Consider the following 25,381-nt stretch of genomic DNA (forward strand, 5'->3'; position numbering starts at 1 on the left):
TTACCATTAAGCTTGGTCGCACTTATACCCTCAAAAACACTTTTCTGCTAAGCTGAGGATTTATTAGGCACCACGGCAAGTGCAGTGGTGGTATAGTCATCGTTCACGGGCTAAGCATACAGTGTTGTGTTTAGCCATGCTAAGGTCATGTAGGAGATACAAAAAAAGAGGACTGGAATTGCTCCCAGTCCTCTTCGAACTATACTAAGTCAAGCTGCTTAGTTAAAGCTGTATCGAAGGCCCAACTGACCCTGCCACCGCGAGAAGAATGGAGCGATGTCGTATGCACGGTTTGTAGTCGCAAACGAAGCAGGGAACGAAAGAGTAGGCTGTGCACCAGGACCGGTTGTTTCTGCACGCAGCAATTCAATGGCATTGTTTTGAAGCGTGTACTGATGGCCCCAATCCTTATTCAACAAGTTGCCGAGGTTCTGTATGTCAAACGTTACTTGAATGGTGTTCTTCTTTCCACCAGCCATAAAATTAACATCTTGAGCAACACGCAGGTCAATCTGGTGGGTCCAAGGCATACGGCCGGCGAAACGCTCTACTACTTGGCCACGATGCGAACGTAGGTAGGGGTCGTTCTGAATAAAGGCTTCGAACTGGTTCTGGATTTCTTCAATAGTCCGTGTGTCCGAAGAGCCGCTTTTTACTAAGTTGATTTGGGTAGGGTCTCTTACATTGGTTGGCACATACAGCAAGTCATTGCCGGTGTTGCCATCGCGGTTCAAATCACTTCCCTGACCTACGATGTAGGTGATGGGCTGGCCTGAGCGTCCTTCGTAGAACAAGCTGAAAGTAGTGGCCAATGCGTCGTTTGCGTAGCGTAGGGTATAGCCGGTGCTTGCAATTACACGGTGACGCTGGTCGTTGCGCGAGTAACCCAGTTCAGGGCTGTTTGGGTCAAAGGCGATTTGGTTAAAACCGTAGTTTGACGAAGCCGTGCTGCTGGAGCCGCTGTTTACTTCCTTAGATTCCCCATAAGTATAGGCAGCCGTGGTGTTCAAGCCATTATTGAAGTTTTTCTGCAATTGGATGGTTGCGTTATAGCGGTAGCCTTTGTTAGTGTTATCTAATAAATACACGTTGGTATAGCGGGGGTCGATACGGCGCAATGCGGTGGTGGCAGCGTAAACCGGGCGCTGGTCAGGACCAGCCAAACGGCCTACGGGAGCGGTCAGATTGATGTCTTTATAGTAGATATCGTTCAGGGTCTTGGAATAAATGCCCTCAATTGTAGCTATGATATCGCCGGGCAAACGGAAGTCAACTGCCAAGTTCGTACGCCATACCTGGGGCAGACGGAAGTCGTCACGCACGAGGTTAATTTGGCTCGTGCTAACAGCAGTGTACGAAGTAGGAATCAGAGCCGGGTTAATCTGCACAGGCAACGTGGTTGAAGCTGGCGTAGTACCACTGGCGGCTGTGCCGGTCTGGTCCACCGAGCCCTGAATTAGGCCGCTGTTGGTGTAGCTGTTCGAAATCCATACGAATGGTACCCGGCCGGTGAAAATGCCCGTACCGCCGCGAAGCTGTACTTTGGCGTCGTTGTTCACATCCCAGTTAAAGCCCAAGCGGGGCGAAAACAGCAGCTGGCCATTAGGGGTGTTGCTGGTCTTGTATTCACTGCCAAAACGCTCGGTTACACCGGCGTTGTAACCAGGCTTATCCAGGAACAGAGGAACATCAACCCGCAGGCCGTAGGTCAGGCGCAGGCTAGTGATAGGTGTGTATTCATCCTGAGCATAGAAACCAAGCTGCGCTGCTTTGAATCTAGCCTCGCCATTGTCAGCCGTAGGGTAGCTGGCCTGTACGCGGAGAGCACGGCCCGCCTCGAAATTCTCAAGGGCAGTGCGGAAAGACGGTGTATTAGCCGTGCCAGTGGCACCGAAGGTGTAGTAACCCTGTCCGTTGTTCAGGAACAGGTTACGGAATTTAAACCCTTCGTTGTGCGTGCCAATGGTGATAGTGTGCTTGCCGAATGACTTCGTTACGTTGTCGGTAATCTCAACGATGTCCTGGTCGAGCTCATTGCCAAAAGAGCTGCGCTCTTGGCCAAGGTCGTAGGTAATGTTATTATCAGTAATCCGATAAGCTGGACCAGCAGCACCGTAAATATCACGGAAGTCGCGGATAGAAGTATAAGTCAGAATCAGCTTATTCGAAAGACCGCCGCCAAAGCGAGAGTTCAATTCAGCTACCGTGCTGTTGGTAGTGTTGTTGATGCGATAAGCATTGTTGCCGAAGCGGATAGCCGCAGCACCACGAGAGATGTTGTCGTCGAAGGCTTTAACAAAGTTGTGACGCAGGGTCAGAGTATTGTTCTCTGAAATGTTCAAGTCCAGACGGCCGAAAACCTTCTCGCTCTCCGTGCGAGCTGTGATGTCGCCAAAGGTGCCTGGGTCATAACCACCGTAGAGGCCACCTTCGTTGGTAGGCTTGCTGGCAATGCGTGCAATATTCTGCAGGGTGGCAACGCTCACGCGCGAGTCGCTGGCACCAGGAGAGAAGCCCAGAGGCGTGCTGTTACGCGCAATTTCCGCGTTCAGGAAGAAAAAGAGCTTGTCTTTGATAACGGGGCCACCGACGCGGAAGCCAGTCTGGTAATTATGAAAGTCAGCCGCTTTAACCCGGGGCTCAGTAACGCTTTTGCCAATGCTGTTCTGGTTGCGGCCAAAGCCGTAAATAGAAGCCGATAAATCGTTGGTGCCCGAACGAGTGATGGCGTTTACACCTGCACCGGTGAAGTTGCCCAGCGTCACGTCATAAGGAGCCAATACGACCTGAATCTGGTCAATAGCATCCAAGGCAATAGGATTGGTGCCTGCCTGGCCACCGGGCGTGCCCGAACCGGCAAGACCAAACACGTCGTTGTTCACCGCGCCGTCGATTGTAATGTTATTGTAGCGGTTGTTGGCGCCACCGAATGATGAACTGCCACCACCCGAAGCCTGTGGAGTAAGGCGAGTGAAGTCAGTCAGGTTACGGTTGAGGGTTGGCAACTGATTAATCTGCTCACGGCTCACGTTGGTAGCAGCACCAGTACGGCCAGCGTTGATGTTCGGGTCCGGACGCCCGCTCACAACTACCTCAGTCAGTTGGGTGGAGGCATCATTAAGTTGTACATCTATTCGCTGATTCTGGCCCAACGTTAGCGTAATGCCGTCGCGGTTAACGTCCTGATAGCCTACGAAAGTTACCTTCAGAGTGTACGGGCCACCCACGCGCATGCCCTGTATGTTAAAGCGGCCATCGGCATTGGTTGGCGATACGTATTGAGTATTGGTGGGGGTGTGCACGGCAATTACTGTTGCACCAGGCAAGCCCTCTCCTTTACTGTCGGTGATGACTCCGTTCATGGCCGCTGTGGTGGCGCCTTGGCTCCACCCCAAGCGGGCGGTGAAGAGCATCAACGCCAACAATAGCACGTGGCGTAAATATGATTTGTTCATATTGAAAAAAAGTTGAGAAAAATTATGAGCTTGATGGGAGGCTGGACAACGGCCGTACCGACATAGAGAAGCCAGTATTGCGATAATTTCACTATTCTCTAGATTGTGCACACCGGACCATTTACGCCGCAAAGGTAACAGGCAATGGTCACAACTGGGGCCGTACCGCCCGAATAAATCGACTTAAATAATAGTCAGATTCTAAGCTGTTCTCTACTACCCCCAACGAAGTGGAGGCATGAATGAAGTCCACTCCTTCATCGTCGGCCACGGTAACCAGGCCTACGTGGGTAATGGTGCGGCTGCCGGGCGAAGCCCCAAAAAATACAAGGTCGCCGGGCTGTAACTCCGTCGTACGTACGGGCGTGCCCCACACGGCTTGCTCGTTGGACGAGCGCGGAATGCTTACGCCGGCTTCGCCAAACGAGAGCTGCAGCAAGCCGGAACAGTCGAGGCCCAGGCGCGTGGTGCCGCCATATTGGTAGGGCGTGCCTTGGTAGGAGCGGGCCGCTTCTATTACCGAGGCCAGCGTACCCGTGGCATTGCCCATTCGCGCGGTGCGCTTGGTTACAATTTTGGTTTTGGCGCCACGGGGCGCAGCGCCTACAATTTTAGTTTTGCGCACCGGGCGGGCGCTGCTGTATCGGCCGGACTTTTTTAGGCGCACCATTTCGCGGGCCGAGCGGTACTTGCCGTCGCGATAATTGAGTTTCTGCTGACAGCCGGCGAGCCAGACCAAAGTCAGCAGCAGTACCGGTAGTATCTTCGTTGTCACCCTCCCCATTGGCCTCAAAGATAGTTTGTGCGGCCGGACCAGATTAGCCAACCGATGAATTTTAACGCCCTCACCCCGGAATTAATTGTTGCGTTTGAAGCCATCGTGGGCCCGGCGCACGTGCTCACGGCCCAGCGGGTCGAAGCGGATGTGTACGCCGACTACGGCCGCGACCACACCGAAGACCTGCATTACGCGCCCGACGTGGTGCTCCGGCCGGCCGATGCCGAGGAAATCAGTCAAATCATGCGCCTGTGCCACGAGCACCGCATTCCGGTCACGCCGCGCGGGGCGGGCACGGGCCTGAGCGGGGGCGCCTTGCCCGTGCACCACGGCGTGCTGCTGAGCACCGAGCGGCTGAACCGCATCCTGCACATCGACGAGCGCAACCTGCAGGCCACTGTCGAGCCCGGCGTGGTGAACGAGGCGTTTCAGAACGCGGTGAAGGAAGTGGGCTTGTTTTATCCGCCCGACCCGGCCAGCAAGGGCAGCTGCTCCTTGGGCGGCAACCTGGCCCACAGCAGCGGCGGGCCCAAAGCCGTGAAATATGGCACCACGCGCGACTACGTGCTGAATCTGCAGGTGGTGCTGCCCACTGGCGACGTCATTTGGACCGCGGCCAACACGCTCAAAAATTCCACGGGCTACAACCTCACCCAGCTCCTGGTGGGCTCGGAGGGCACGCTGGGCATCATCACCAAGGTGGTGTTTCGCTTGCTGCCCTATCCGCAGCACAACATCCTCATGCTGGTGCCCTTCCGCCAGGAAGCGCAAGCGGCGGAAGCGGTGTCGGCCGTGTTTCGGGCCGGCATCATTCCCTCGGGCATGGAATTCATGGAACGCGAGGCCATTGCCTGGTCTTCGGATTACCTAAACATCCCCCTCACGCTGCCCGAGGACATTAAAGCACACCTGCTGATTGAGCTCGACGGCCAAGATTTAGACCAGCTGTACAAGGAAGCTGAGCAAGTTTATGGTGTCTTGGAGCACTACGACGTGGACGAAATTCTACTGGCTGACAATGCCACGCAGAAAGACGAGCTCTGGAAAATCCGCCGCAACATCGGCAATTCGGTGCGCTACAACTCCGTGTACAAGGAAGAAGACACCGTGGTGCCCCGGGCCGAACTGCCCACGCTGCTGAAGGGGGTGAAGGAAATCGGGTCCCGCTACGGCTTCAAGAGCGTGTGCTACGGCCACGCCGGCGACGGCAACCTGCACGTCAACATCATCCGTGGCGACCTCGACGACGACATGTGGAACGTAGGTCTGCGCCAGCCCATCACCGAAATCTTCGAGCTCTGCGTGAAGCTCGGCGGCACGATTTCCGGCGAACACGGCATCGGCCTCGTGCAAAAGGGCTACATCGGCATTGCCTTGCCCGAAGCCAACCTGGCCCTGATGCGCGGCATCAAAACCGTCTTTGACCCCCATGGCATTCTCAACCCCGGCAAGATTTTCTAGCCAGTGGCTGTCACTGCGAGCGCAGCGACGCAATCCGTCCTGGTCTCAGCAACGCGCTTAGTACTGTGACAAAGCCCCAGCACTGCGCAGTGCTGGGGCTTTGTGTTTGACTTTATCACAACCCAGCGCAGGTCGCTAAGAGGGGACGGATTGCGTCGCTGCGCTCGCCATGACGGGGGCGCTACACCACCGTCGGCAGCATCTTGGGCGCGGCGCGATGGCGCGTGGCCTGTTCGTACGCATACCCTAGCCCCAACAATTTCCCTTCTTGGTAAGCGGCGCCCACAAACGACAAGCCCACCGGCAGCCCGCGCACCTGGCCCATGGGCACCGTCAGGTGCGGATAGCCGGCCATGGCAGCAGGCGACGAGAAGTCGACGCCCGTCGAATAGTCGCCGTTTACCCAATCGATGCACCAGGCCGGCCCCGTAGTCACGCCGACAATGGCCGTGAGCTGGTTGTCGCGCATCGTAGCCTCAATAATTTTGCGAGACTCCGACACCGTTTTCTGGACGGCCGCTTGGTATTTGGAACTGCCCAGGCCGTCGGTTTTTTCAGCCTGCATCAAGATTTCCTGCCCGAAGATGGGCATGGCCTCGGCAGCATGAGCCGTGTTGTAGGCGATGACATCGGCCAGGGTGCGCACGCTGGCGCCGGCATTGGCCAGGTACTTGTTCACGCCCTCCTTGAACTCGTACAGCAGCACGTCAAACTCGGCCTCGCCGAGCGGATTGATTTTTTTGACCAATTCGACTTCTACCACGGTAGCCCCTTGCGCTTTTAAGGCTTCCACGGCAGCCTTCAGCAAGTTGGCGACGGCGGTTGGGCCGTTAAGGTGGGCTTTTTCCACGCCCAGCCGCTGGCCTTTCAGCGCGTCGGGTTTGAGGAAAGATGTATAGTCAGTGGGCATACTGGCCGGAATGGGCAGCTTGGCCGAGTCGGCAGGGTCGGCGCCTTGTAGCGCGGCCAGCAGGAGCGCCGCGTCGCGCACGGTGCGGGCCATGGGGCCGGCGGTGTCCTGGGTGCTGGAAATGGGAATGATGCCGCTGCGGCTAAGCAGGCCCACCGTGGGCTTGAGGCCCACCAGGCCGTTGCACGACGACGGCGAGACCACCGACCCATCGGTTTCGGTGCCAATGGCGATGGCGCACAGGTTGGCCGCCAACGCCACGCCCGAACCCGAGCTGGAGCCGCTGGTGTTGCGGTCGAGCACGTAGGGGTTGCGGCTTTGGTGCCCGCGGCTGCTCCAGCCGCTCACCGAGTGCGTGGAGCGGAAGTTGGCCCATTCGCTCAGGTTGGTTTTGCCCAGCAGCACGGCGCCGGCAGCCCGCAGCTTCTGCACAATGAAGGCATCCTGCTTGGCCTTGTGTCCTTGCAGGGCCAGTGCACCGGCTGTGGTCATCATCTGGTCGCCGGTATCGATGTTGTCCTTAATGAGAACCGGAATGCCATGTAAGGCGCCGCGCAGCTTGCCGGCTTTACGCTCCTGGTCCAGCCCGTCGGCAATTTTTAGGGCGTCGGGGTTGGTCTCAATCACGGCTCGCAGCTTCGGTCCTTCCTCGTTGAGGGCTTTAATGCGGTCCAGGTACTTCTCGCTCAGGCTGCGGGCGGTTTCGGTGCCTTTGGCCATGCGTTCCTGCAAGTCGGCCACGGTGGCTTCGTGCAGGGCAAACGTCTCGGCACTGTCATTCCCCGCGGCGTTTGCCGCTCCGGACGTGCCCGCTTCTGCCGCAGACTTCTCAGGAGTTGACTGGCAAGCCACGGCCGGTAGCAGTGCGGCGGTGAGAGCCACTTTGGCCCCCTGATTCAGAAAAAGACGACGGTCCATGAAAGCGAAAAAACAGTATGGGGCAAGAGCGGAGCATTCGCTCCGAACGGCAATTATACAGTAGAATAGGCGGCTGCATATGCCGTTCACCCCACCCCTGCCGGGAGAGGTGAGCCAGACGCCTGTTACCGCCAGAACGCACCCCTCTCCCGGAGGTGAGGGGCCGTGCCCAGCAGGGGTGGGGTGTACAGGTCCGCGACTGCAAGCAATACGATACACAGAATCATCCCAAAACAAAAAAGCTGCTCCTTTGAGGGAGCAGCTTTTTACTAAAAGCAGGACGGAGCCGGCCTAAGCCTATTGCTCGCCCTTGAGCTTGTCTTCGCCGCCATAGGGCGCGCCTCCCGTGATGTCGCCGCGCAGGCCACCTTCCGTGTTTTGGCCGGGGCTCGCGTCGGGCTGACGAGCCATGGTGGTGTTGTCCATGCCAGGGCCGCTTTGGCCGGTGGGGGCGTTGGTCATGGCGTCGGTCGCCACGGCATTGCTAGGCGTGTCGGAGCCACCCGCGCCGCCCGTTATTTCAGCGGCTTTGGCGACGTAGCGCTGTTTGGCTTCTTCTTCGGGCAAGCCCTTAAACTGGTTCCACGACTCCCACTGGGCCTGCGAAAGGCCGGCTGGGCCGTTGGCTTGGTCGGCCGCGTTGGGGTCCACCTCGTCGGGCTTCATGTTCACGTCGCCTTCGGTGGCTTGCTTAAACAAGCCGTAGAGCTCGGTCATGTGCGCGGCGGCTTGGTCGCCCGGCAGGTTATTTACTTGTTGAGCGGCGGCCTGAAATTGTTCGTCGATGTTCATGAGAGTGGGAAAGGAAGTGAAGTAGAGCGTGGTGCACCCCAGACGGTGCCGTTTGGCAAGGGCGTCGTCCGAAGCGCGGCAAAATCCGTAATGGCGCCTGTTCTAGTCGAATCGGCAACCATTCGTGTTGCTGTCAATACCCCGTGGCTAGGCTTTAGGTTGCGGGGTCGTACTTTTGCGAGCATCTATGTGCGGAATAACTGGAGTATTTGCCTTTACCGAAACGGGTCGTCAGTCCCTGACCAACCTGCAAGCGTCTACCGACGCCATCATTCGCCGCGGCCCCGATTCGGAGGGCCATTTCGTGTACGACCAGTGCGGGCTGGGCTTCCGCCGGCTGGCCATCCTCGACCTCTCGGCCGATGGCAACCAGCCGATGAGCGACGCCGCGGGCCGCTACACCATCGTCTTTAATGGCGAAATCTTCAATTTCCGCGAGCTGCGCGAAAAGTTGATAAAGCGCGGCTGCACCTTCCATTCTCAGACCGATACCGAGGTCATCCTCCAGCTCTACATCACCGAAGGCCGCAGCTTCATCAAGAAGTTGAACGGCTTTTTCGGCCTCGCCATCTACGACAAAGAGGAAAACTCACTCTTCATCGCCCGCGACCGGTTCGGCGTGAAGCCGCTCCTGATTTACCGCGACGAGGACAAGCTTTGCTTCGCCTCGGAAATGAAGTCGATGATGGCGCTGGGCGTGCCCCGCAAGCTCGATTTTGTATCCCTGAGTCAGTACTTGCAGCTGAACTACATTCCCGGTCCGGCCAGCATTTTCAAGGGTGTGAAAAAACTGCTGCCCGGCCACTACCTCTACATCAAAGACGGCAAGGTGGTGGGCAAGGCGTGGTACAAAATCCCCTACGACCCCAAGAAGGTTGCCAAAAACAAGCTTAGCTACGAGCAGCAGCAGAAAAAGCTGGTCGAGCTGATGGACGGTGCCGTGCAGCGTCGTCTCGTGGCCGACGTGCCGCTGGGCGCCTTCCTGAGCGGCGGCATTGACTCCAGCGTGATTACCGCCCTGGCTGCTCGCCACACCCCGCACCTCAACACGTTCAGCATCGGGTTCAAAGACGAGCCCTTCTTCGACGAAACCAAGTACGCCAACCTGGTGGCGGCCCGGCACAACACCAACCACACGGTGTTTTCGCTCACCAACAACGACCTCTACGAGCACATCCACGACATGCTGGACTACCTCGACGAGCCGTTTGCTGACTCCTCAGCCCTGGCCGTGTACATTCTCAGCCAGCGCACCCGCCAGAAAGTGACCGTGGCCCTGAGCGGCGACGGCGCCGACGAGATGTTTGGGGGCTACAACAAGCACATGGGCGAGTTCAAAGTCCGCCAGGGCGGGGTGAAAGCCGAAGCCGTAACGGCCCTGGGCTTCGTGTGGGACGCCCTGCCCAAGTCGCGCAACAGCTTCTTCGGCAACCGCGTGCGGCAGCTGCAGCGCTTCTCGCGCGGCATGCTGGCCGGCGTGAAAGACCGGTACTGGGACTGGGCTTCCTTCGCTTCGGCCACCGAAGCCCGCACCTTGCTCAGCGCCGCAAGCCGCCGCAAAGTGGGCAAGAAGCTCGCCACCAAGCGCCGCAAGGACATTCTGGAGCACCTGCATTCCGACGGCGACCTCAACGAGGTACTGCTCACCGATATGAAGCTGGTGCTGCCCTACGACATGCTCACCAAAGTGGACATGATGAGCATGGCCAATTCGCTGGAAGTGCGCACGCCCTTCCTCGACTACAAGGTGGTCGACTTTGCCTTTTCGCTCCCGGTGAGCAGCAAAGTCGACGCCAGCATGAAAAAGCGCATCGTGCAGGACGCCTTCCGCTCCGAGCTGCCCGCCGAGCTGTATGACCGCCCCAAGCACGGCTTCGAGGTGCCGCTCCTGAAGTGGATGCGCGGCGAGCTCCGCTCCCTGATTGAAGAAGACCTGCTGCGCGACGACTTCATCGAAAGCCAGGGCATTTTCGATGTGCAGGCCATTCGCGACCTGAAAACACAGCTGTTTTCGCGCAGCCCCGGCGACGTGCACGCCCGCATCTGGGGCCTCATCGTGTTCCAGACGTGGTGGAAGCAGTACATGGCCTAAATGAAGGAAGAATTGGGAATGAGGAAGGATGAATTGCTGAGTGAGAATTCTTCCTTCCTCATTTCTCATTCTTCATTAAAACGGCTGGCCCTGGCGGCCGGCCTCCTGGTGACGGCCGTGCGCCTGGCGCTAATCGGCAAAGGCACCATGGCCTTCATCGACGAGCAGCGCTACGTCACGGCCATGCTGGGCTTGCGGGCCTTGGGCCAGGGGCACGGGCTGGAATTTCTGCAGGCCATCAATTCCATGGGGGCCCGCCCGGGCGACGGGCTGTGGCGAGTCTTCTCCGGCCTGGGGCAGGCGGCGTTGCTATTTGCCTGTGGCCTGAACCCCAACGCGCCGCCGTCTTTGCAGGTACCGCAAGCCTTCAACGTGCTTGTGATGGCGTTGAACGCCGGGCTGTTGTATAAAATATACAGGCAGTGGTTTAGCGCAGGTTTGGCAGCGGTGGGCGTGGCCTTATATGCCAGCTTGGTCAACACCAACCTGTACCTGCGGCATCTTCTTCCCTACGACCATTCCCTGTTCTTTTTCCTGCTGGCGCTGTGGCTGCTCCTGACTTCGGCTCCTCGTGCGCGCCTTCGCCGCGCGGGCATCGTGGGGGTGCTTTCCGGACTGAGCGTTGCGGTCTACCCGGGGTACTTCATGGGTGCGGCGCTGTTGCTGGTAGCCAGCTTTCTGAGGAGCCCGGGCACTTCAGGCGGCGCAAAGCCGAGCGGGTTCGTGAACGGATTTGGGACCGTTACCGCGCAGTTGGCGGCGCTGGTGGGCACGCTCGGACTCTTTGAAGCGCTGGCCCAGGTGGCCGATACTTCTTACTTAGCCAGCAGTCGCTACATTGCCACCACCGTTACCCAAGGTGATTTTAGGGAAGGTTTTAGCTTCATCGGTACCTATTTCTGGGAGGTAGAAGGGGTTCTGGGCATCGCCTTGCTGCTCCTCTTCGGAGCAGGGTGGGGACTAAGCCTGCGTCTGCGGCCCCCTGTTGGTTTTGGGCACTTGTCTGTGTTTGGTTTACTCAGTGCCAGTTTTCTGGTGTGGCTGGGCTATGCCGTGGCGGTGTATTTCGGCCATGCTCTCGTTTTCTATGGCCGCATCCTGCATTTTTTTGTCCCGTTTGTTGTGTTGGGCAGCTTAGTCGCGCTGCAATGGCTTGGGGATATGACGCCTTCGCCTCGGTACGTCTGGGTGGGCTGCGCGGCCGTTGCTTCCATGCATTTCACTGCCTTCGTGTTGAACTACCAGGCCGTTGACTACCCGGCTGATGTGGCCTATGCTCATGGCATTTGGGACAAACGGCAAGCTACTGGTTACACCATCACAGCCTGTGAGCCCCGGGTTATGTTCTATCGGTTGTTTGGCCCCCGCATTCGCAACCAGCCCACAGCGGCTACGCCACGGTACGAACTAGTCAATTTCGCTTACCTCTATCCCATAAACGGTTACCAGGCCCCTACCCTCGATGCCAGACGGGTCCTGATTTCGGTGCCCTATTTCATGAAGTACGCGCCTTATCAGTTCGAGGGACATAATCCAAGGGAGCGAGCACTGTTGCAAACCAACCCCTTTGCCTTTCAGATTATTGAGGCATATTAATAAAGGTTGTTGGCTTATAACTAATTAGTTAACAGCCCTACGCTGGAAAATAGCTGATTGCCTATGGTGCACATCACCCAGTCGAGACTAAATTTGCTCGATTAATGCAGTAATTTCTACAGACCAAGCAGCTTAATGAAAATAGCAATTGTAGGCACCGGATACGTGGGTTTGGTGACGGGTACGTGCTTCGCCGAAGTGGGCATTGACGTAACCTGCATCGATATCGACCAAAAAAAGATTGATAACCTGCACAAAGGCATCCTGCCAATTTACGAGCCGGGCCTGGAAGAAATGGTAACCCGCAACGTCGAGAAAGGGCGTCTGAACTTCTCGACCAACCTGGCAGAAGCCATCGTGGATTGCGACGTTGCTTTCATCGCCGTGGGCACCCCGCCCGGCGAAGACGGCTCGGCTGACTTGAAATACGTGCTGGCCGTGGCCCGTGGCATCGGCGAAAACATGAACAGCTACGGCGTTATCGTCACGAAGAGCACCGTGCCGGTGGGCACCGCTGCCAAAGTGCGCGCCGAAATCGAAAAAGCCTTGGAAAAGCGCGGCGTCGACGTCGAGTTTGACGTGGCGTCGAACCCCGAATTCCTCAAGGAAGGGGCGGCTATCGACGACTTCCTCAAACCCGACCGCATTGTGGTGGGCGTTTCGTCGGAGCGCGCCGAGGAGGTAATGCGCCGCCTCTACAAGCCTTTTCTCCTCAATGGGCACCCCATTATTTTCATGGACATCCCGTCGGCGGAAATGACGAAGTACGCGGCCAACTCCATGCTGGCCACCAAAATCAGCTTCATGAACGACGTGGCCAACCTGTGCGAAATCATGGGCGCCGACGTCAACAAAGTACGCCAGGGCATCGGCTCCGACGCCCGCATTGGCACCAAGTTTATTTACCCCGGCATTGGCTACGGCGGGTCGTGCTTCCCCAAAGACGTAAAGGCCCTCATCAAAACGGCGCAGGAAAACGGCTACCAAATGCAGGTGCTGCAAGCCGTGGAAAACGTGAACGAGCAGCAGAAGTCGGTGCTTTTCGACAAAGTGCAGCGCCACTTCGGCGGCGAGCTGCGCGGCCTGAAAATAGCGGTGTGGGGCCTGTCGTTCAAGCCCAAGACCGACGACATGCGCGAGGCACCGTCCCTGGTCATCATCGAGAAGCTGCTGGCCGCTGGCTGCACCGTCACGGCCTACGACCCCGTGGCCATGGACGAAGCGCGCCACACCCTGGGCGACTCCATTACCTATGCCAAAGACGAATTCGCGGCTCTCATCGACGCCGACGCGCTGCTGGTGGTTACTGAATGGCCGGATTTCCGGTCGCCCAACTTCGACGTAGTGGCCCGCTTGATGAAGCAAAAAGTCATTTTCGACGGTCGTAACATCTACGAAGCCGCCGAATTAAAAGAGCTTGGCTTTGCCTATCACTGCATCGGGGTACGCACCGACCACCGCGAGCCAGCAAAAGCGTAGCATCATACCTCTGTCATCCTGAGCGCAGCGAAGGACCTTATCGCGGCTGCACCTTCAGGATTACCACTTATCGAGCGGCGCGGACGTGGTAAGGTCCTTCGCTGCGCTCAGGATGACAAAAAATTATGTCAGAAGAAAAAAAACGCGTCCTCATCACCGGCGGGGCTGGTTTTCTGGGCTCTCACCTCTGCGACCGGTTCCTGGCCGAGGGCTACCACGTCATCGCCATGGACAACCTCATCACGGGGTCGCTCCAGAACATTGAGCACCTGTTTGGCAAGCCAGATTTCGAGTTTCACCACGCCGACGTGAGCAAGTTTGTGTTCGTGCCCGGCAAGCTCGACTACATCCTGCACTTTGCCTCGCCCGCGTCGCCCATCGACTACCTCAAAATCCCCATTCAAACGTTGAAAGTGGGTTCGCTGGGTACGCACAACCTCCTGGGCCTGGCGCGCGTGAAGGGCGCGCGCATGCTGATTGCCAGCACGTCGGAAGTGTACGGCGACCCCGAAATTCATCCGCAGGTGGAAGAGTACTTCGGCAACGTGAACCCCGTGGGGCCGCGCGGCTGCTACGACGAGGCCAAGCGCTTTCAGGAAGCCATCACCATGGCTTACCACAACCACCACGGCCTGGAAACGCGCATCATCCGCATCTTCAACACCTACGGCCCCCGCATGCGCCTCGACGACGGCCGCGTGCTGCCGGCTTTCCTGTCGCAGGCGCTGCGCGGCGAAAACCTGACCGTGTTCGGTGATGGCTCCCAAACTCGTTCTTTCTGCTACGTCGACGACCTGGTAGAAGGCATTTACCGCCTGCTCCTCAGCGACTACCACTTGCCGGTCAACATTGGCAACCCGTCGGAAATCACCATCAAGGAGTTTGGCGAAGAAATAGCGCGCCTCACTGGCGTCGAGTTCAAGCCCACGTATCAGGCCCTGCCCGAAAACGACCCCATGAAGCGCCGGCCCGATATCAGCAAGGCCAAGGAAATTCTGGGCTGGGAGCCCAAGATTGACCGCGCCGAAGGCTTGCGCCGCACCCTGGAATATTTCAAGGAGCACGTCAAGTAAGCCGCGCATGGCCACGTACCCTGCGCCCTACCTGATTCAATTTCCCAAGCTAGGGGCTCCGGACATTGGCTACATTTCGGTGGGCGAAAGTGCCCAAGACCCGCTGCCGTTTGCCGTGCAGCGGGTTTTCTGGACTTACTACACTCCCGAAAGCATCGTGCGGGGCCGTCATGCCCACCTACGAACCGAGCAAGTGCTGATTGCCGCCGCCGGTCGCATCACTGTCACGACCGAATTGGCCGACGGCACCATTCAGATTTTTCGCCTCGAAGACCCCAACCAAGGGCTGTACGTGCCGCCGTGTGCGTGGCACACCATGCAATACTCCCACACGGCAGTGCAATTGGTGCTGGCTTCGCAGCCCTACAGCGCCGACGATTATATTCGGGACTACGACGCTTTCCGCGAACGATGGAAGCAGCGAGCTTAGACCAGTTGCTCGCTGCCCGACGAGCCGAGTTAGCGTATTACTCGCCGTATTATTTCCTGCGAAAGCTGCCCGCGGAGCAACAGCAGGAACTGTTTGGCACCGGCTTGGCCCGGCGTTGGGACACGGAGGATGAGCGCGAAATCTACTGCACGCCCCCTCAGCGCAACGTCTGTTGGCTGTATCACTTGCTGAAATGGGATACCGCTTATTTTGGTATCCCAACGTTCCGCCTGTTCACCGGGCTTTTTGCTGCCCCGCTGACCACAGCAGAACTGGCCGAAACCATTGGGGGCTTTTGTCGGCAACTGGCCAGTCGGGCCGGTGGCCCATACTCGGCATTCAGCATTGTGCCGGCGGAAGACCTGCGGCTTTTGCAAGGATTAACGGCTGCGGGCTGGCAGTTGGTCGAAACCCGGCTGACGTACTACCACGACCAAGTGGCGCACTTTGACCACGCTCGGTACCCGGTGCGTGCCGCCAGGAATGACGAAGCTGCCCACATCGGGCGGATTGCGGCGCGGGCCCGCAACCCCTTCGACCGGTTTCATGCCGACCCGTGGTACGGCGAGGCGCGAGCCGATGCTTACCTGGCCCGCTACGCCGAAAACACGGTGACTACCGATTTGGCGGCCGAAGTGCTGGTGCCGGACGCGCCCGGACTGTCGGTCGATTCTTTTCTGGCCATCGGCGACTTAGCCGGCGATGCGGCGCTGGGGCTGCCCATGTCCCGTGTGCTGCTCACGGCAGTGGGCCCGGCCAACCGGGGCTGGCACGTGAAGCTAGTGGCCGAAACGCTGCACAGGGCGCAGAGGTTGGGCCACGAAGCCGTACTGATGACCACGCAGAGTACCAACCATGCGGTATTTCGGACCTGCGAGAAGTTAGGATTCAAGCTCGGTGCGACCAGCCATGTGCTGACGTATCACCACCGCTAACATTGGCGCTAACTTTGAAGCATGAACGTACCATTTCTGTCATTTGAGCCTCAGCATGTCCCGTTGCGCGAAGCGCTGACCGCGGCCTTTGAGCGGGTTTACGATTCCTATTGGTATGTGCTAGGGGAGGAGGTAAAGCAATTTGAGCAGGAGTATGCCGCATTCAACCAGGTCAAGCACGCGATAGGCGTGGCCAACGGGCTCGATGCCTTAGTGTTGGCCTTGCGGGCATTGGGAGTTGGGCCCGGCGACGAAGTAATTGTTCCTTCCAATACCTACATCGCCACGTGGCTGGCCGTGACGCAAGTGGGCGCCACGCCCGTGCCTGTAGAACCCGACCCCGCCACGAGCAACCTCGACCCCGCCCGCATTGCCGCGGCGCTCACCGCGCGCACCCGCGCCATCATGCCGGTGCACTTGTATGGCCAAGCCTGCCGCATGACCGAAATCATGGCCCTGGCCACGGAGCATAACCTGTACGTGGTAGAAGACAATGCCCAGTCGCAAGGCGCCAGCTTTGACGGTGCGCTTACTGGCAGTTTTGGCCACGTAAACGGCACCAGCTTTTACCCCGGGAAAAACCTGGGCGCGCTCGGCGACGCCGGCGCCATCACCACCAACGACGAAAGCCTGGCGCAACAGCTCCGGGTGTTGCGCAACTACGGCTCGCAGCAGAAATATTACAATGAAGTGGTGGGCTACAACTCCCGCCTCGACGAGCTGCAGGCCGCCTTGCTGCGCGTAAAGCTGCACAGCCTACCCGAATGGACGCAACAGCGCCAGCAAATTGCGGCTTGGTACGACCAGCACCTCGCCGGCATTTCCGAACTGCGATTGCCCGTGGTCGCTCCGGGCGCCACCCACGTGTACCATCTCTACGTGGTACACACGCCCCACCGGGCCGCCTTGCAGGCGCACCTGACGGCCGCGGGCATCGGCACCCTCATCCATTACCCGGTGCCGCCGCACCGGCAACAGGCCTACCAGCCCATGAACCTGCCGGCTGGCAGTTTTCCCATCGCCGAAGAATTGGCGGCCACTTGCCTGAGCTTGCCCATGTGGCCGGGCATGACGGAAGACCACGTGCGGGCCGTAGGAACTGCCGCTCGGCACTTTACGCTTTAGTTTGCGCCTTGGTAATTGGCTTTACGACGCCAACCAAGCTTGGCTTCCTCATTCCGTTTTTATATGCCCAAGCTTTCCGTCATTGTTCCTTGTTACTACAACGAGGAGAATATTCCGGTGACAACCCGTGAGTTGGTGGCGAACGAGGCCAACTTTCCGCCCGAGGTCACGTTCGAGTACGTGTTCGTCAACGACGGGTCCGGCGACAACACGCTCGGAGCCTTGCGCCAGGCCCAAGCCCAGTACCCTGGCCGCATCCGCATCGTGGACTTGGCTGGCAACGTGGGTTCGTACAACGCCATCGTGGCCGGCATGGCCCACGCCACCGGCGACTGCCTCTCCGTCATCACCGCCGACCTGCAAGACCCGCCCGAACTGATGGCGCAGATGTACAGCCATTGGCAGCGCGGTTTCAAACTAGTGATTGGCAACCGACAAGACCGCGAAGAAACCGGCCTTTCGCAAACCTTGGCCAAGGTCTTTCACTGGCTCATGAAGAACCTGGCCCTGCGCAACATTCCGGACGGCGGGTTTGACTTTGTGTTCTTCGACCGGCAAGTGGCCACTGAAGTGCTCAAGCTGCAGGAGCGCAACTCCAACGTGTTCTACCTGATGGTCTGGCTGGGCTTTGCCTACGTCAACATACCGTACACGCGCCGCAAGCGCAAGATTGGCAAGTCGCGCTGGACCCTTTCCAAAAAAATCAAGCTGCTCATCGACTCGTTGATGGCTTTCTCCTTCGTACCCATCCGAGCCATTTCGGTGCTGGGGCTCGGATTGGGCATCATTGCGCTGATATACGGCGTTTACGTCATCGCCCTCAAAATAATCAGTCCCAACGAGCCCGCTGGCTGGACCACGCTCATGGTGGTAATGCTCTTCGTATCGGCTTTTCAAATGACAGCGCTAGGGGTCATCGGCGAGTACGTGTGGCGGGGCCTCGACGCGTCCCGCCAACGGCCGCTTTACGTGGTCCGGGAAGTGCTGAACCCAGACGAAATACCCCGCAAGGGCCCATCGTACGCTGACCACGCATGAGCCTGTACTTGCCGTACCTGCTGCTAACCCTGGTCATGCTGGGGGCTAGCTATGCGCTGGGGTACTTCCTGCTGGTGCGGAAAAGCCAGTTAAGCACCGACGAGCCGTACTTCTCCACCTTCGCGGCCTTGTTGGGCGGCGTGAGCGCCGTGGTGGTGGGCTACGCCGCGCTGCAAACCCTGGGCAATACCATGCTGCTGCCCGTGCTGTTGTTGTTGGCCGCCTTGCGGTGGCAGTTGCGCTGGGCTGAAAAAAAGCCCGCCGTGGGCCCGCCTCGCAAATTCGGCCACCTCGGGGCGCTGGGCCGGGTGGCTGTGGTGGGAGCGGCGGTGTACACCGCCAGAATTTTTTTGCTTTACGACCCAGACTCCTCTTTTCTTCGGACTCCCTTCCAGGACTACATTTATTATTCCCGCCTGAGCACGCCGCTCAACGCTGGCTTGGAAACGAAGTCGTTAGAAGCATTCTTTCCGCAGTTTGTGGCTGTCGAGCCCTATCACTATTTCGAATTGTGGCTCAATGCGCTGCTGGTGAAACTCACGGGCCGGCCTGCCCTGTGGTGTTTGTACCTGGCAACGTATTCCGTCCTCATCACAATAGTGGGAATTGGAATTCGGGCGGTGCTGGCGCACTTTCAAGTGGCCTCACGCTGGGCCTGGGTCCTTACCGCCTTGCTGCTGCTAACCGGTGGGGTGTCTTGGCCCATTTTTGGGCGCATTCCACTCACCGCCACGGGCGGGGGGCTGAATGCCGTGAGCCTGCTTTTTCTGGAAGCGAAGCTGGCCACTGTTTACCTATTCCTTATAGGTAGCGTGCTGCTGCTACTGCGGCGGCGTTTTGCCCCGGCGGGCATGGTGTTGGCGGCGCTGCCGCTGGTGTACGTCTCGACCGGGCCGGCCGTGATTGGGGGCACAGTCGTGTTCACCATCTACCTCTTGCTGACGCGTCGAGTCAGCCGGATTGAGGTTCTGTGGATGGTGCTCCCCCTGGTGGGGACCACGCTATTCTTTAGCGGTTTTTACTGGTTGCAGCGGAAGGCTTACCAGTTGCCAGGCACCCCCAACGTAGCCACCGAATTATTGGTAAAACCCAGTGAAGCCAGAACGGTGGTCAATCTTTTCCTTGGCATGTTCGTCATCTACGCTTTGTACTATGGCGTGTATGGGGCAGTGTATGCGGCGGCAGCGGGGCGCCGCGGCTGGCGCGCGGCCGGGCCCGGACCACGGGCCGTGCTTGTGTTGGTGGCGGGAATGGGCCTGTCGGCAGCTGCTATGTGCTCCTTCGCTCTGCATTACCCCGACGGGTACCAGTTTTCGCAGAACGTGGTCACTCCACTGTTTCCAATCCTTCTGGCGGTACTACTGGGAGCCGCTTTCCCCGCGGCCAGCACTGCCCGCAGACTCGTGGCCACGGGGTTGCTATTGGGCTGCTGCGTGTATAATTATTATCCGCTGTTCGGTGGGGGCAACATGAATAGAACCAAGCGGTATTCCGCCGATTTCCTGCGCCAGGTGAAGGCCGTCCTGCCCACGCTTGGCAACAAGGGAGCCTATCTGTTAGGCGACGCCGAGTATGAAAATACCTACATGCTGTCAGAAGACATGTACACAGCGGGCAACTACATTGCAAACTTTGCCAATGGCTACGCTTTTCCAGCCCTTTCGCTTCTCGACGTAGACAGCGTGAGCACCGACGCTCGGTACGCGCGCGATTCAATACAATCGCGCTTGTGTTTGCAAAACTCCAGTATGTACCGTTACCTGCGCCTGCATCCACAGCCCGCAGCCTCCCTCGACAGCCTTCGGTACCGTTTTGTGGCCCAGTACGGCATCCGTTTCGTGTGCGTGTCTGCCGCTGCCAACCTACCGGAAACGCTGCGCCCCCTCGTCACCAAAGCGGTGGTCGACACCGTTTCCGGGGAAAAATTCTACGTCTTGAGAGCGGCGACTGAGTAATATACTGGCCCTAGGCTGGCCGGGCGCACTATTCCCAACGGGACGATGTCGCGTTCTTCGGCCGGCAAGCGACCACCGAGGCGTTGCAACTGCACAAAGGCAACTCCAGCGTGTTGTGTCAGGCCGTTGGTACGCCATCGGCCTCAAAATCGTCAGCCCTGACGAGCTCGCCGGCTAGACCACGCTGACGGTGGTGAGGCTGTTCGTATCTGCCTTCCAGATGGAAGCGCCATGCTTCATCGGCGAATACGTGTGGCGCGGGTTGGACGCAGCCCGGCAGCGTCCGGTATACGTTGTACGTGAGCCGTTTGATTGAGGACAAAGTGGTGATTTAGTGGTTCGCTACCGTCCTGCATATCACTAATCAATGCGCAGTCTGTGCTCTCATCTATTGCCTTTGCCCTACCTTTGCAGCGAGTGCCTGTGACGGTTGGGTTCCGTTACGTGGAAATAACACGATTGCCTGTTGACCTTTAGGCTAGGGGCATTATCCTTGTAAGTCAAGTGTTTATGCAAACAACCGAAGCCGTAAAATCCACCCATGCTCTTGCTGATACCCCGGAGGTTAGCAACCAGAAGTGGACCGAAATCATTGAGCCCCGTACCAGTTTGCTCGACCTTCGGCTAGGCGAAGTCTGGCGCTACCGCGACCTGGTGGTGCTGTTTGTACGGCGCGATTTTGTGGCTACTTACAAGCAGACCGTGCTGGGCCCCATCTGGTTTTTTATCCAGCCGTTGCTCACCACGCTCACGTACGTCATCATCTTTGGTAACGTAGCGCGCCTGCCCACCGACGGCCTGCCAGCACTCCTATTTTATTTGTCAGGAGTAACCATCTGGAACTACTTCGCCCAAACGCTTACGGCCACGTCGGGCGTATTCCGAGACAATGCCAGCATTTTCGGTAAGGTGTACTTCCCGCGTCTCACCATGCCGCTTTCCATCATCATCTCCAACCTGGTCCGGTTTGGGGTGCAATTAGCGTTGTTTCTGGGCGTGTGGGCATTTTATCTGGTCACCACCAATGCGGTGCATCCCAATGCGTTCATGCTGCTCACGCCGGTGCTGGTGCTGCTCATGGCCCTGTTGTCATTGGGCCTGGGCATGATTTTCAGTGCCTTGACCACTAAGTACCGCGACTTGGCCATTCTGCTCACGTTTGGCGTACAGCTGGCCATGTACGCTACCCCCATTATTTACCCGGCTTCCAGCTTGCCCGATAAATACCGCTGGATACTGCAGGCCAACCCCATGACGCCCATCGTTGAAACGTTCCGCTACGGTTTCCTTGGGTCAGGCACCGTCAGTTGGGCCAATCTTGCTTATAGTGCGGTTATTACCGTAGCCATTGTGTTGGTTGGCATTGTGATTTTCAACCGGGTGCAGAAAAGCTTCACCGATACGGTGTAAGCCACGGGAAAGAGGCCGCGAAGTAAGCTAGTTAATTTCCGCTGCTGCGTGTTGTATAGTAAAGGTTTCGATTTCCATGAGTAATAACGTCGCCATTCAAGTTCAGAACTTAGGTAAACTGTACCGCCTTGGTGAGATAGGTACCGGTAGTTTGAGCCAGGATTTGAGCCGAACTTGGGCTAAGCTTCGGGGTAAGGAAGACCCTTTCGCCATCATCGGTGAAACCAACGACCGGACCGCGAAAGGCAGCAGCGACTTTGTGTGGTCGTTAAAGGACGTAAGTTTTGACGTAAAAGAGGGAGAGGTACTAGGTATAATCGGCCGTAATGGCGCTGGTAAGTCAACGTTGCTGAAAATCCTTTCGAAGGTCACGGCTCCAACTACAGGCAAAATCAAGATAAAAGGTCGCATCGCCTCTCTTTTAGAAGTAGGCACCGGTTTCCATCCCGAGTTGACTGGGCGTGAGAACATTTTTCTCAATGGAGCAATCCTGGGAATGAGCAAGGCTGAAATCAGAAGCAAATTCGATGAAATCGTCGATTTTTCTGGAGTGGCTCGCTACATCGACACCCCAGTTAAGCGCTACAGTAGTGGCATGTACGTGCGACTTGCTTTTGCCGTGGCTGCTTTTCTGGAACCCGAAATTTTGATTGTTGACGAGGTATTGGCGGTTGGTGACGCGGAGTTTCAAAAGAAGTGCATTGGCCGGATGAAAGACGTTAGTGTGAACGATGGGCGCACGGTTCTGTTCGTTAGCCATAACATGTCGGCAATTAAAGAGCTTTGTCACAGTGCTCTGATGATGGTGGAAGGAAAGGTCTCTTTACAGTCGGACATATCAACAGTTATAAATACTTATCTGGAAGAGGGGGATAAAAGTGCCTCGTACGAAAACTTAAATGAAGCGAATGGAAAAGGGCAAATTTTAAGTGTGAAATTTTTCAATGAGAGTGGTATCAACACGAACAGCTTTGTAGGTTTTTCAAATCCTTACCTAATCGTGCAATACAACTTGGAAAGAGATTCCAGAAATTTCAACATTGGCATGATTGTCAGCGACATATATGAGAACAACATATACTCCAGTGCTGACACTGACCTTAACGAGCAATTGGTTGCAAAGCGCCTTGCGGGATATTATAGCGTTAAGGTGCCTTTGCCTTTGCACAATTTGAATACAGGCTATTATAAAGTGAAATTGCTTATGGGAATAATAAACACAGAAGTATTTGACTCCGTCGAATTATCATTTAACATAGAGAATAATAATTTTCTTAATACAGGGGTTAGGCCAGGACTCATAATATCCCTTAATAAATGGGAGTACTAAAACCATGAAAGCAATGTTTTTCAAAAATCTTTTTCGCAAAGAGAACAAAGTCAGCTCGAAATTAAATTTTTCGGCTCAGCAGCTGAACAATGTGTTAGTTGATAATAGAAAGTCGTTGGCTGAGATAGCAACTTGGGTTGACGAAGATGCTATGAAGACTTCATGTTTTGATTATGGGGTTCCAGATTTTATTAAAATTGAACTAGATAAGCCTCTTAATAACGAAGCAACCTATAGCGACTATATGCTATTTATTGCTCGTAATTATTTGGAAAGAATTAGCTATTTGGAAATAGGTGTTTCGGTGGGAAAAAACTTTTTTCAAATTCTTAACGGAATCAGTAATGCTAACATTGTTGGGTTCGATATAGAGGATATTTACCCTGTAATTGAAAACAAGCTTAATTTGCTGTCTAGAACGGAGTGGGATGGTCCAAAAGAATCTATCAAGAAAACCGTTTCAAGCCTTTCTGAATATACGTTTAAAGATAATAAGGTTTCTTATTTGTCCGGAGATGTATGGGATGAAAATAGTTGGTCTAAGCTTCAGGGACGCAAGTTTAATATGGTTTTTTCCGACGCGCTGCATACCCCGGAAGCAATTTTATTTGAATTTGAAATGCTGGTAAAATATGATTTGCTAGATAGAAAGTTTGTGATTGTTTGGGATGATTTGGTGGGCGAGATGAAAAATTCGTTTTTTCAGATAATTAATAAGTATAACGACAAATATGGCATAAAGAGCAGATACTTGCTCGAAGTTAATGGCTGGGTAGGCCAATTTGAAGGAAAGCATGCCGTAGGAATTATTTCAAATTTTGCATTTGAATAACTATGAAAGTTGCACTTACTACTCTTTCAAATCAATTGTATTCTGAAAGCAGGGCAATTTTATGTGAATCAGCATTATTGAACGGAGTAGATAAGGTTTATGACTTCGATTTTGAAGATGTCAAAAAAAGTGATTTCTATGAAAGTCACCATGATGTACTGAGTAATGAAAGATTTATGGGATATTGGCTTTGGAAGCCCTATATAATTTCTAAAGCTCTAGAGGATATTAATTACGGTGATATATTATTTTACATTGATGCTGGTGTCAAGGTGTTGAGCAGTTTGAAGCCTCTTGTGGAAATATGTTCAAATGAATCTGATATTGTTGTTTGCGGTAACGGAAACGACATCAATGCATCATGGACAAAAAGAGATTGTTTCGTCTTGATGGATTGCGATAGTGAAAGATTCTGGTATTCTGCACATTGCGATGCTTCGTTCGTTGTGTTCAAAAAAACGGAAAAGAGTATTGATTTCGTCAATGAATGGGTGAAATACGGTTCTAATCTGCAAATTATCTCAAACTTGCCCAACGTTAGTGACTTGCCCAACAAGCCTGAATTCATTGACCACAGGTATGACCAGTCGATATTATCCCTGTTAGCGGAAAAGTTTAATTTGCCTCTATATAGAGCACCCAGTCAATTTGGAAATCACTATAAATTGAGGCAATATAGAATCGAAGGTGAGTTTAATTGTCTAAATCAATCGTACCAAAATCAGCTTACTCACTATCATTTTTTGCCATATTATAATTCTGTCTATGGACAATTAGTAGACCATCATCGTACAAAAAATAAAGCGTATATACAAGATGAAAAAGTGCCACGGATAGGTATTGACCTGCCTCGCGATTCGAATCAAAAAATACTCTTTACTAGAATTATGAAAATGCTTCGGAATCTAATAAACTAATATAAATTGAATCTTAGATTTTAATGATTTAATTTGTTTAGGCTGTACATTAATGTCTGAATTAAATTTTATTAAGTAACATGAAAAATGGGTCACAACAGCCTATTGCCTTGAGCATCATTATCCCTTCTTTTAATCAAGCGCAAGAACTGAGGGGGCTGTTGGAGACTATAGATACACAATCTTTCCGTGACTTCGAAGTATTGATTGTGGATGGATGTTCAGATGAATCGGTGAAATGGGTGGTGAATGATTTTACTCAGCTGCCTATTCAATTCGTGTCAGAGCCTGACAATGGTATTTACGATGCTATGAATAAGGGCATAGACCGAAGCGTGGGAGAATACCTATACTTTATCGGGTGCGACGACCGGCTTGCCGGACCTGACGTGCTTGCCAAAGTATTCTCTGACCAATATAATTTGAAGTACGACTACCTCTATGGAAACGTCATTTTCACACTAGATAACTCGGTGTATGATGGCAAATTCACTAGGCTTAAGTTGCTGTCGAAAAACATTTGTCATCAATCCATCTTCGTTCACCGAAAAGTATTTGCGAACATCGGTAAGTTCAACATTCGCTATAAATACCTAGCCGATTGGGTATTTAACATGGAGTGTTTCAGCACCCCGACTATTAAGAAAAAGCACATAGAAGTAGTCGTTGCCTTCTATAATAATGCGGGCTCTAGCTTTTCCTTCCCAGACCACAACTTTGTAGAAGACCGGGAGATGTTGGAAAGGCGTTTCTTTCCTAAAAGAATTCGCTACATGCATCTTAAACTAACGTATTTCACAGAGTACTTCGTCAGAGTAAAAAGATACTTAAAGAGGAAAATTGCTTGATGACAGA

19 protein-coding genes are annotated in these 25,381 nt (G+C 55.2%); 15 read left to right on the top strand and 4 right to left on the bottom strand.

All coding sequences use genetic code 11. The annotated features are described in order from the left end of the window. Positions 1–218: 218 nt before the first annotated feature. Positions 219–3,455, bottom strand: coding sequence for a TonB-dependent receptor (locus tag VF629_RS09565; RefSeq protein WP_331058250.1), 3,237 nt, complete (start codon positions 3,453–3,455; stop codon positions 219–221). A gap of 148 nt (positions 3,456–3,603) precedes the next feature. Beyond that, positions 3,604–4,194 (bottom strand): C40 family peptidase, encoded by a 591-nt coding sequence (locus tag VF629_RS09570; RefSeq protein WP_331058251.1) that lies wholly within the window; start codon positions 4,192–4,194, stop codon positions 3,604–3,606. Between the two features lie 90 nt (positions 4,195–4,284). Between VF629_RS09570 and VF629_RS09575 the strand changes: the two genes are divergently transcribed. Next, positions 4,285–5,694, top strand: coding sequence for an FAD-binding oxidoreductase (locus VF629_RS09575; protein ID WP_331058252.1), 1,410 nt, complete (start codon positions 4,285–4,287; stop codon positions 5,692–5,694). Positions 5,695–5,875: 181 nt separating this feature from the next. Here the strand turns inward: VF629_RS09575 and VF629_RS09580 are convergent, their stop codons facing one another. Beyond that, positions 5,876–7,522: an amidase gene (locus tag VF629_RS09580; protein ID WP_331058253.1), complete on the bottom strand. Its 1,647-nt coding sequence runs from the start codon at positions 7,520–7,522 to the stop codon at positions 5,876–5,878. Positions 7,523–7,819: 297 nt separating this feature from the next. Then, positions 7,820–8,314 (bottom strand): acyl-CoA-binding protein, encoded by a 495-nt coding sequence (locus VF629_RS09585; protein WP_331058254.1) that lies wholly within the window; start codon positions 8,312–8,314, stop codon positions 7,820–7,822. Between the two features lie 187 nt (positions 8,315–8,501). On the opposite strand from VF629_RS09585, the gene asnB reads away from it, so the two are divergent. The 14 genes from asnB (at position 8,502) to VF629_RS09655 (ending at position 25,374) form a co-directional block, all read left to right on the top strand. Beyond that, positions 8,502–10,406, top strand: coding sequence for an asparagine synthase (glutamine-hydrolyzing) (asnB, locus tag VF629_RS09590; protein WP_331058255.1), 1,905 nt, complete (start codon positions 8,502–8,504; stop codon positions 10,404–10,406). 147 nt (positions 10,407–10,553) lie between these two features. Further along, positions 10,554–12,002: a glycosyltransferase family 39 protein gene (locus VF629_RS09595; RefSeq protein WP_331058256.1), complete on the top strand. Its 1,449-nt coding sequence runs from the start codon at positions 10,554–10,556 to the stop codon at positions 12,000–12,002. Between the two features lie 135 nt (positions 12,003–12,137). Continuing rightward, positions 12,138–13,481 carry a UDP-glucose/GDP-mannose dehydrogenase family protein gene (locus VF629_RS09600; RefSeq protein ID WP_331058257.1) on the top strand — a complete coding sequence of 448 codons (1,344 nt, stop codon included), beginning with the start codon at positions 12,138–12,140 and terminating at the stop codon, positions 13,479–13,481. A gap of 125 nt (positions 13,482–13,606) precedes the next feature. Further along, positions 13,607–14,554 carry a UDP-glucuronic acid decarboxylase family protein gene (locus VF629_RS09605; protein WP_331058258.1) on the top strand — a complete coding sequence of 316 codons (948 nt, stop codon included), beginning with the start codon at positions 13,607–13,609 and terminating at the stop codon, positions 14,552–14,554. Between the two features lie 7 nt (positions 14,555–14,561). After that, entirely contained in the window at positions 14,562–14,984 is a 423-nt protein-coding gene (locus tag VF629_RS09610; RefSeq protein ID WP_331058259.1) for an FdtA/QdtA family cupin domain-containing protein, read from the top strand. Continuing rightward, positions 14,966–15,919, top strand: a complete 954-nt coding sequence (locus VF629_RS09615) for a hypothetical protein (RefSeq protein WP_331058260.1) — start codon at positions 14,966–14,968, stop codon at positions 15,917–15,919. The genes VF629_RS09610 and VF629_RS09615 overlap by 19 nt, the downstream gene beginning before the upstream one ends. A gap of 21 nt (positions 15,920–15,940) precedes the next feature. Continuing rightward, a complete protein-coding gene (locus VF629_RS09620) occupies positions 15,941–17,044 on the top strand; it encodes a DegT/DnrJ/EryC1/StrS family aminotransferase (RefSeq protein WP_331058261.1) in 1,104 nt (367 codons plus the stop codon). A gap of 63 nt (positions 17,045–17,107) precedes the next feature. Then, positions 17,108–18,082, top strand: coding sequence for a glycosyltransferase family 2 protein (locus VF629_RS09625; RefSeq protein ID WP_331058262.1), 975 nt, complete (start codon positions 17,108–17,110; stop codon positions 18,080–18,082). After that, positions 18,079–20,037 carry a hypothetical protein gene (locus VF629_RS09630; RefSeq protein WP_331058263.1) on the top strand — a complete coding sequence of 653 codons (1,959 nt, stop codon included), beginning with the start codon at positions 18,079–18,081 and terminating at the stop codon, positions 20,035–20,037. The genes VF629_RS09625 and VF629_RS09630 overlap by 4 nt, the downstream gene beginning before the upstream one ends. Before the next feature lie 510 nt (positions 20,038–20,547). After that, positions 20,548–21,447 (top strand): ABC transporter permease, encoded by a 900-nt coding sequence (locus VF629_RS09635; RefSeq protein WP_331058264.1) that lies wholly within the window; start codon positions 20,548–20,550, stop codon positions 21,445–21,447. A gap of 76 nt (positions 21,448–21,523) precedes the next feature. Then, complete coding sequence (locus VF629_RS09640) at positions 21,524–22,777, top strand: ABC transporter ATP-binding protein (RefSeq protein ID WP_331058265.1); 1,254 nt, start codon at positions 21,524–21,526, stop codon at positions 22,775–22,777. Positions 22,778–22,781: 4 nt separating this feature from the next. Then, positions 22,782–23,609: a class I SAM-dependent methyltransferase gene (locus VF629_RS09645; RefSeq protein WP_331058266.1), complete on the top strand. Its 828-nt coding sequence runs from the start codon at positions 22,782–22,784 to the stop codon at positions 23,607–23,609. 2 nt (positions 23,610–23,611) lie between these two features. Further along, the gene (locus VF629_RS09650) at positions 23,612–24,526 is read left to right on the top strand and encodes a hypothetical protein (protein WP_331058267.1); all 915 of its coding nucleotides are present in this window, start codon (positions 23,612–23,614) and stop codon (positions 24,524–24,526) included. A gap of 110 nt (positions 24,527–24,636) precedes the next feature. Then, the gene (locus VF629_RS09655) at positions 24,637–25,374 is read left to right on the top strand and encodes a glycosyltransferase family 2 protein (RefSeq protein WP_331058268.1); all 738 of its coding nucleotides are present in this window, start codon (positions 24,637–24,639) and stop codon (positions 25,372–25,374) included. The last annotated feature ends 7 nt before the right edge of the window (positions 25,375–25,381 follow it).

Origin of the sequence: Hymenobacter sp., assembly GCF_036388155.1 — a bacterium.
Lineage (GTDB): Bacteria > Bacteroidota > Bacteroidia > Cytophagales > Hymenobacteraceae > Hymenobacter.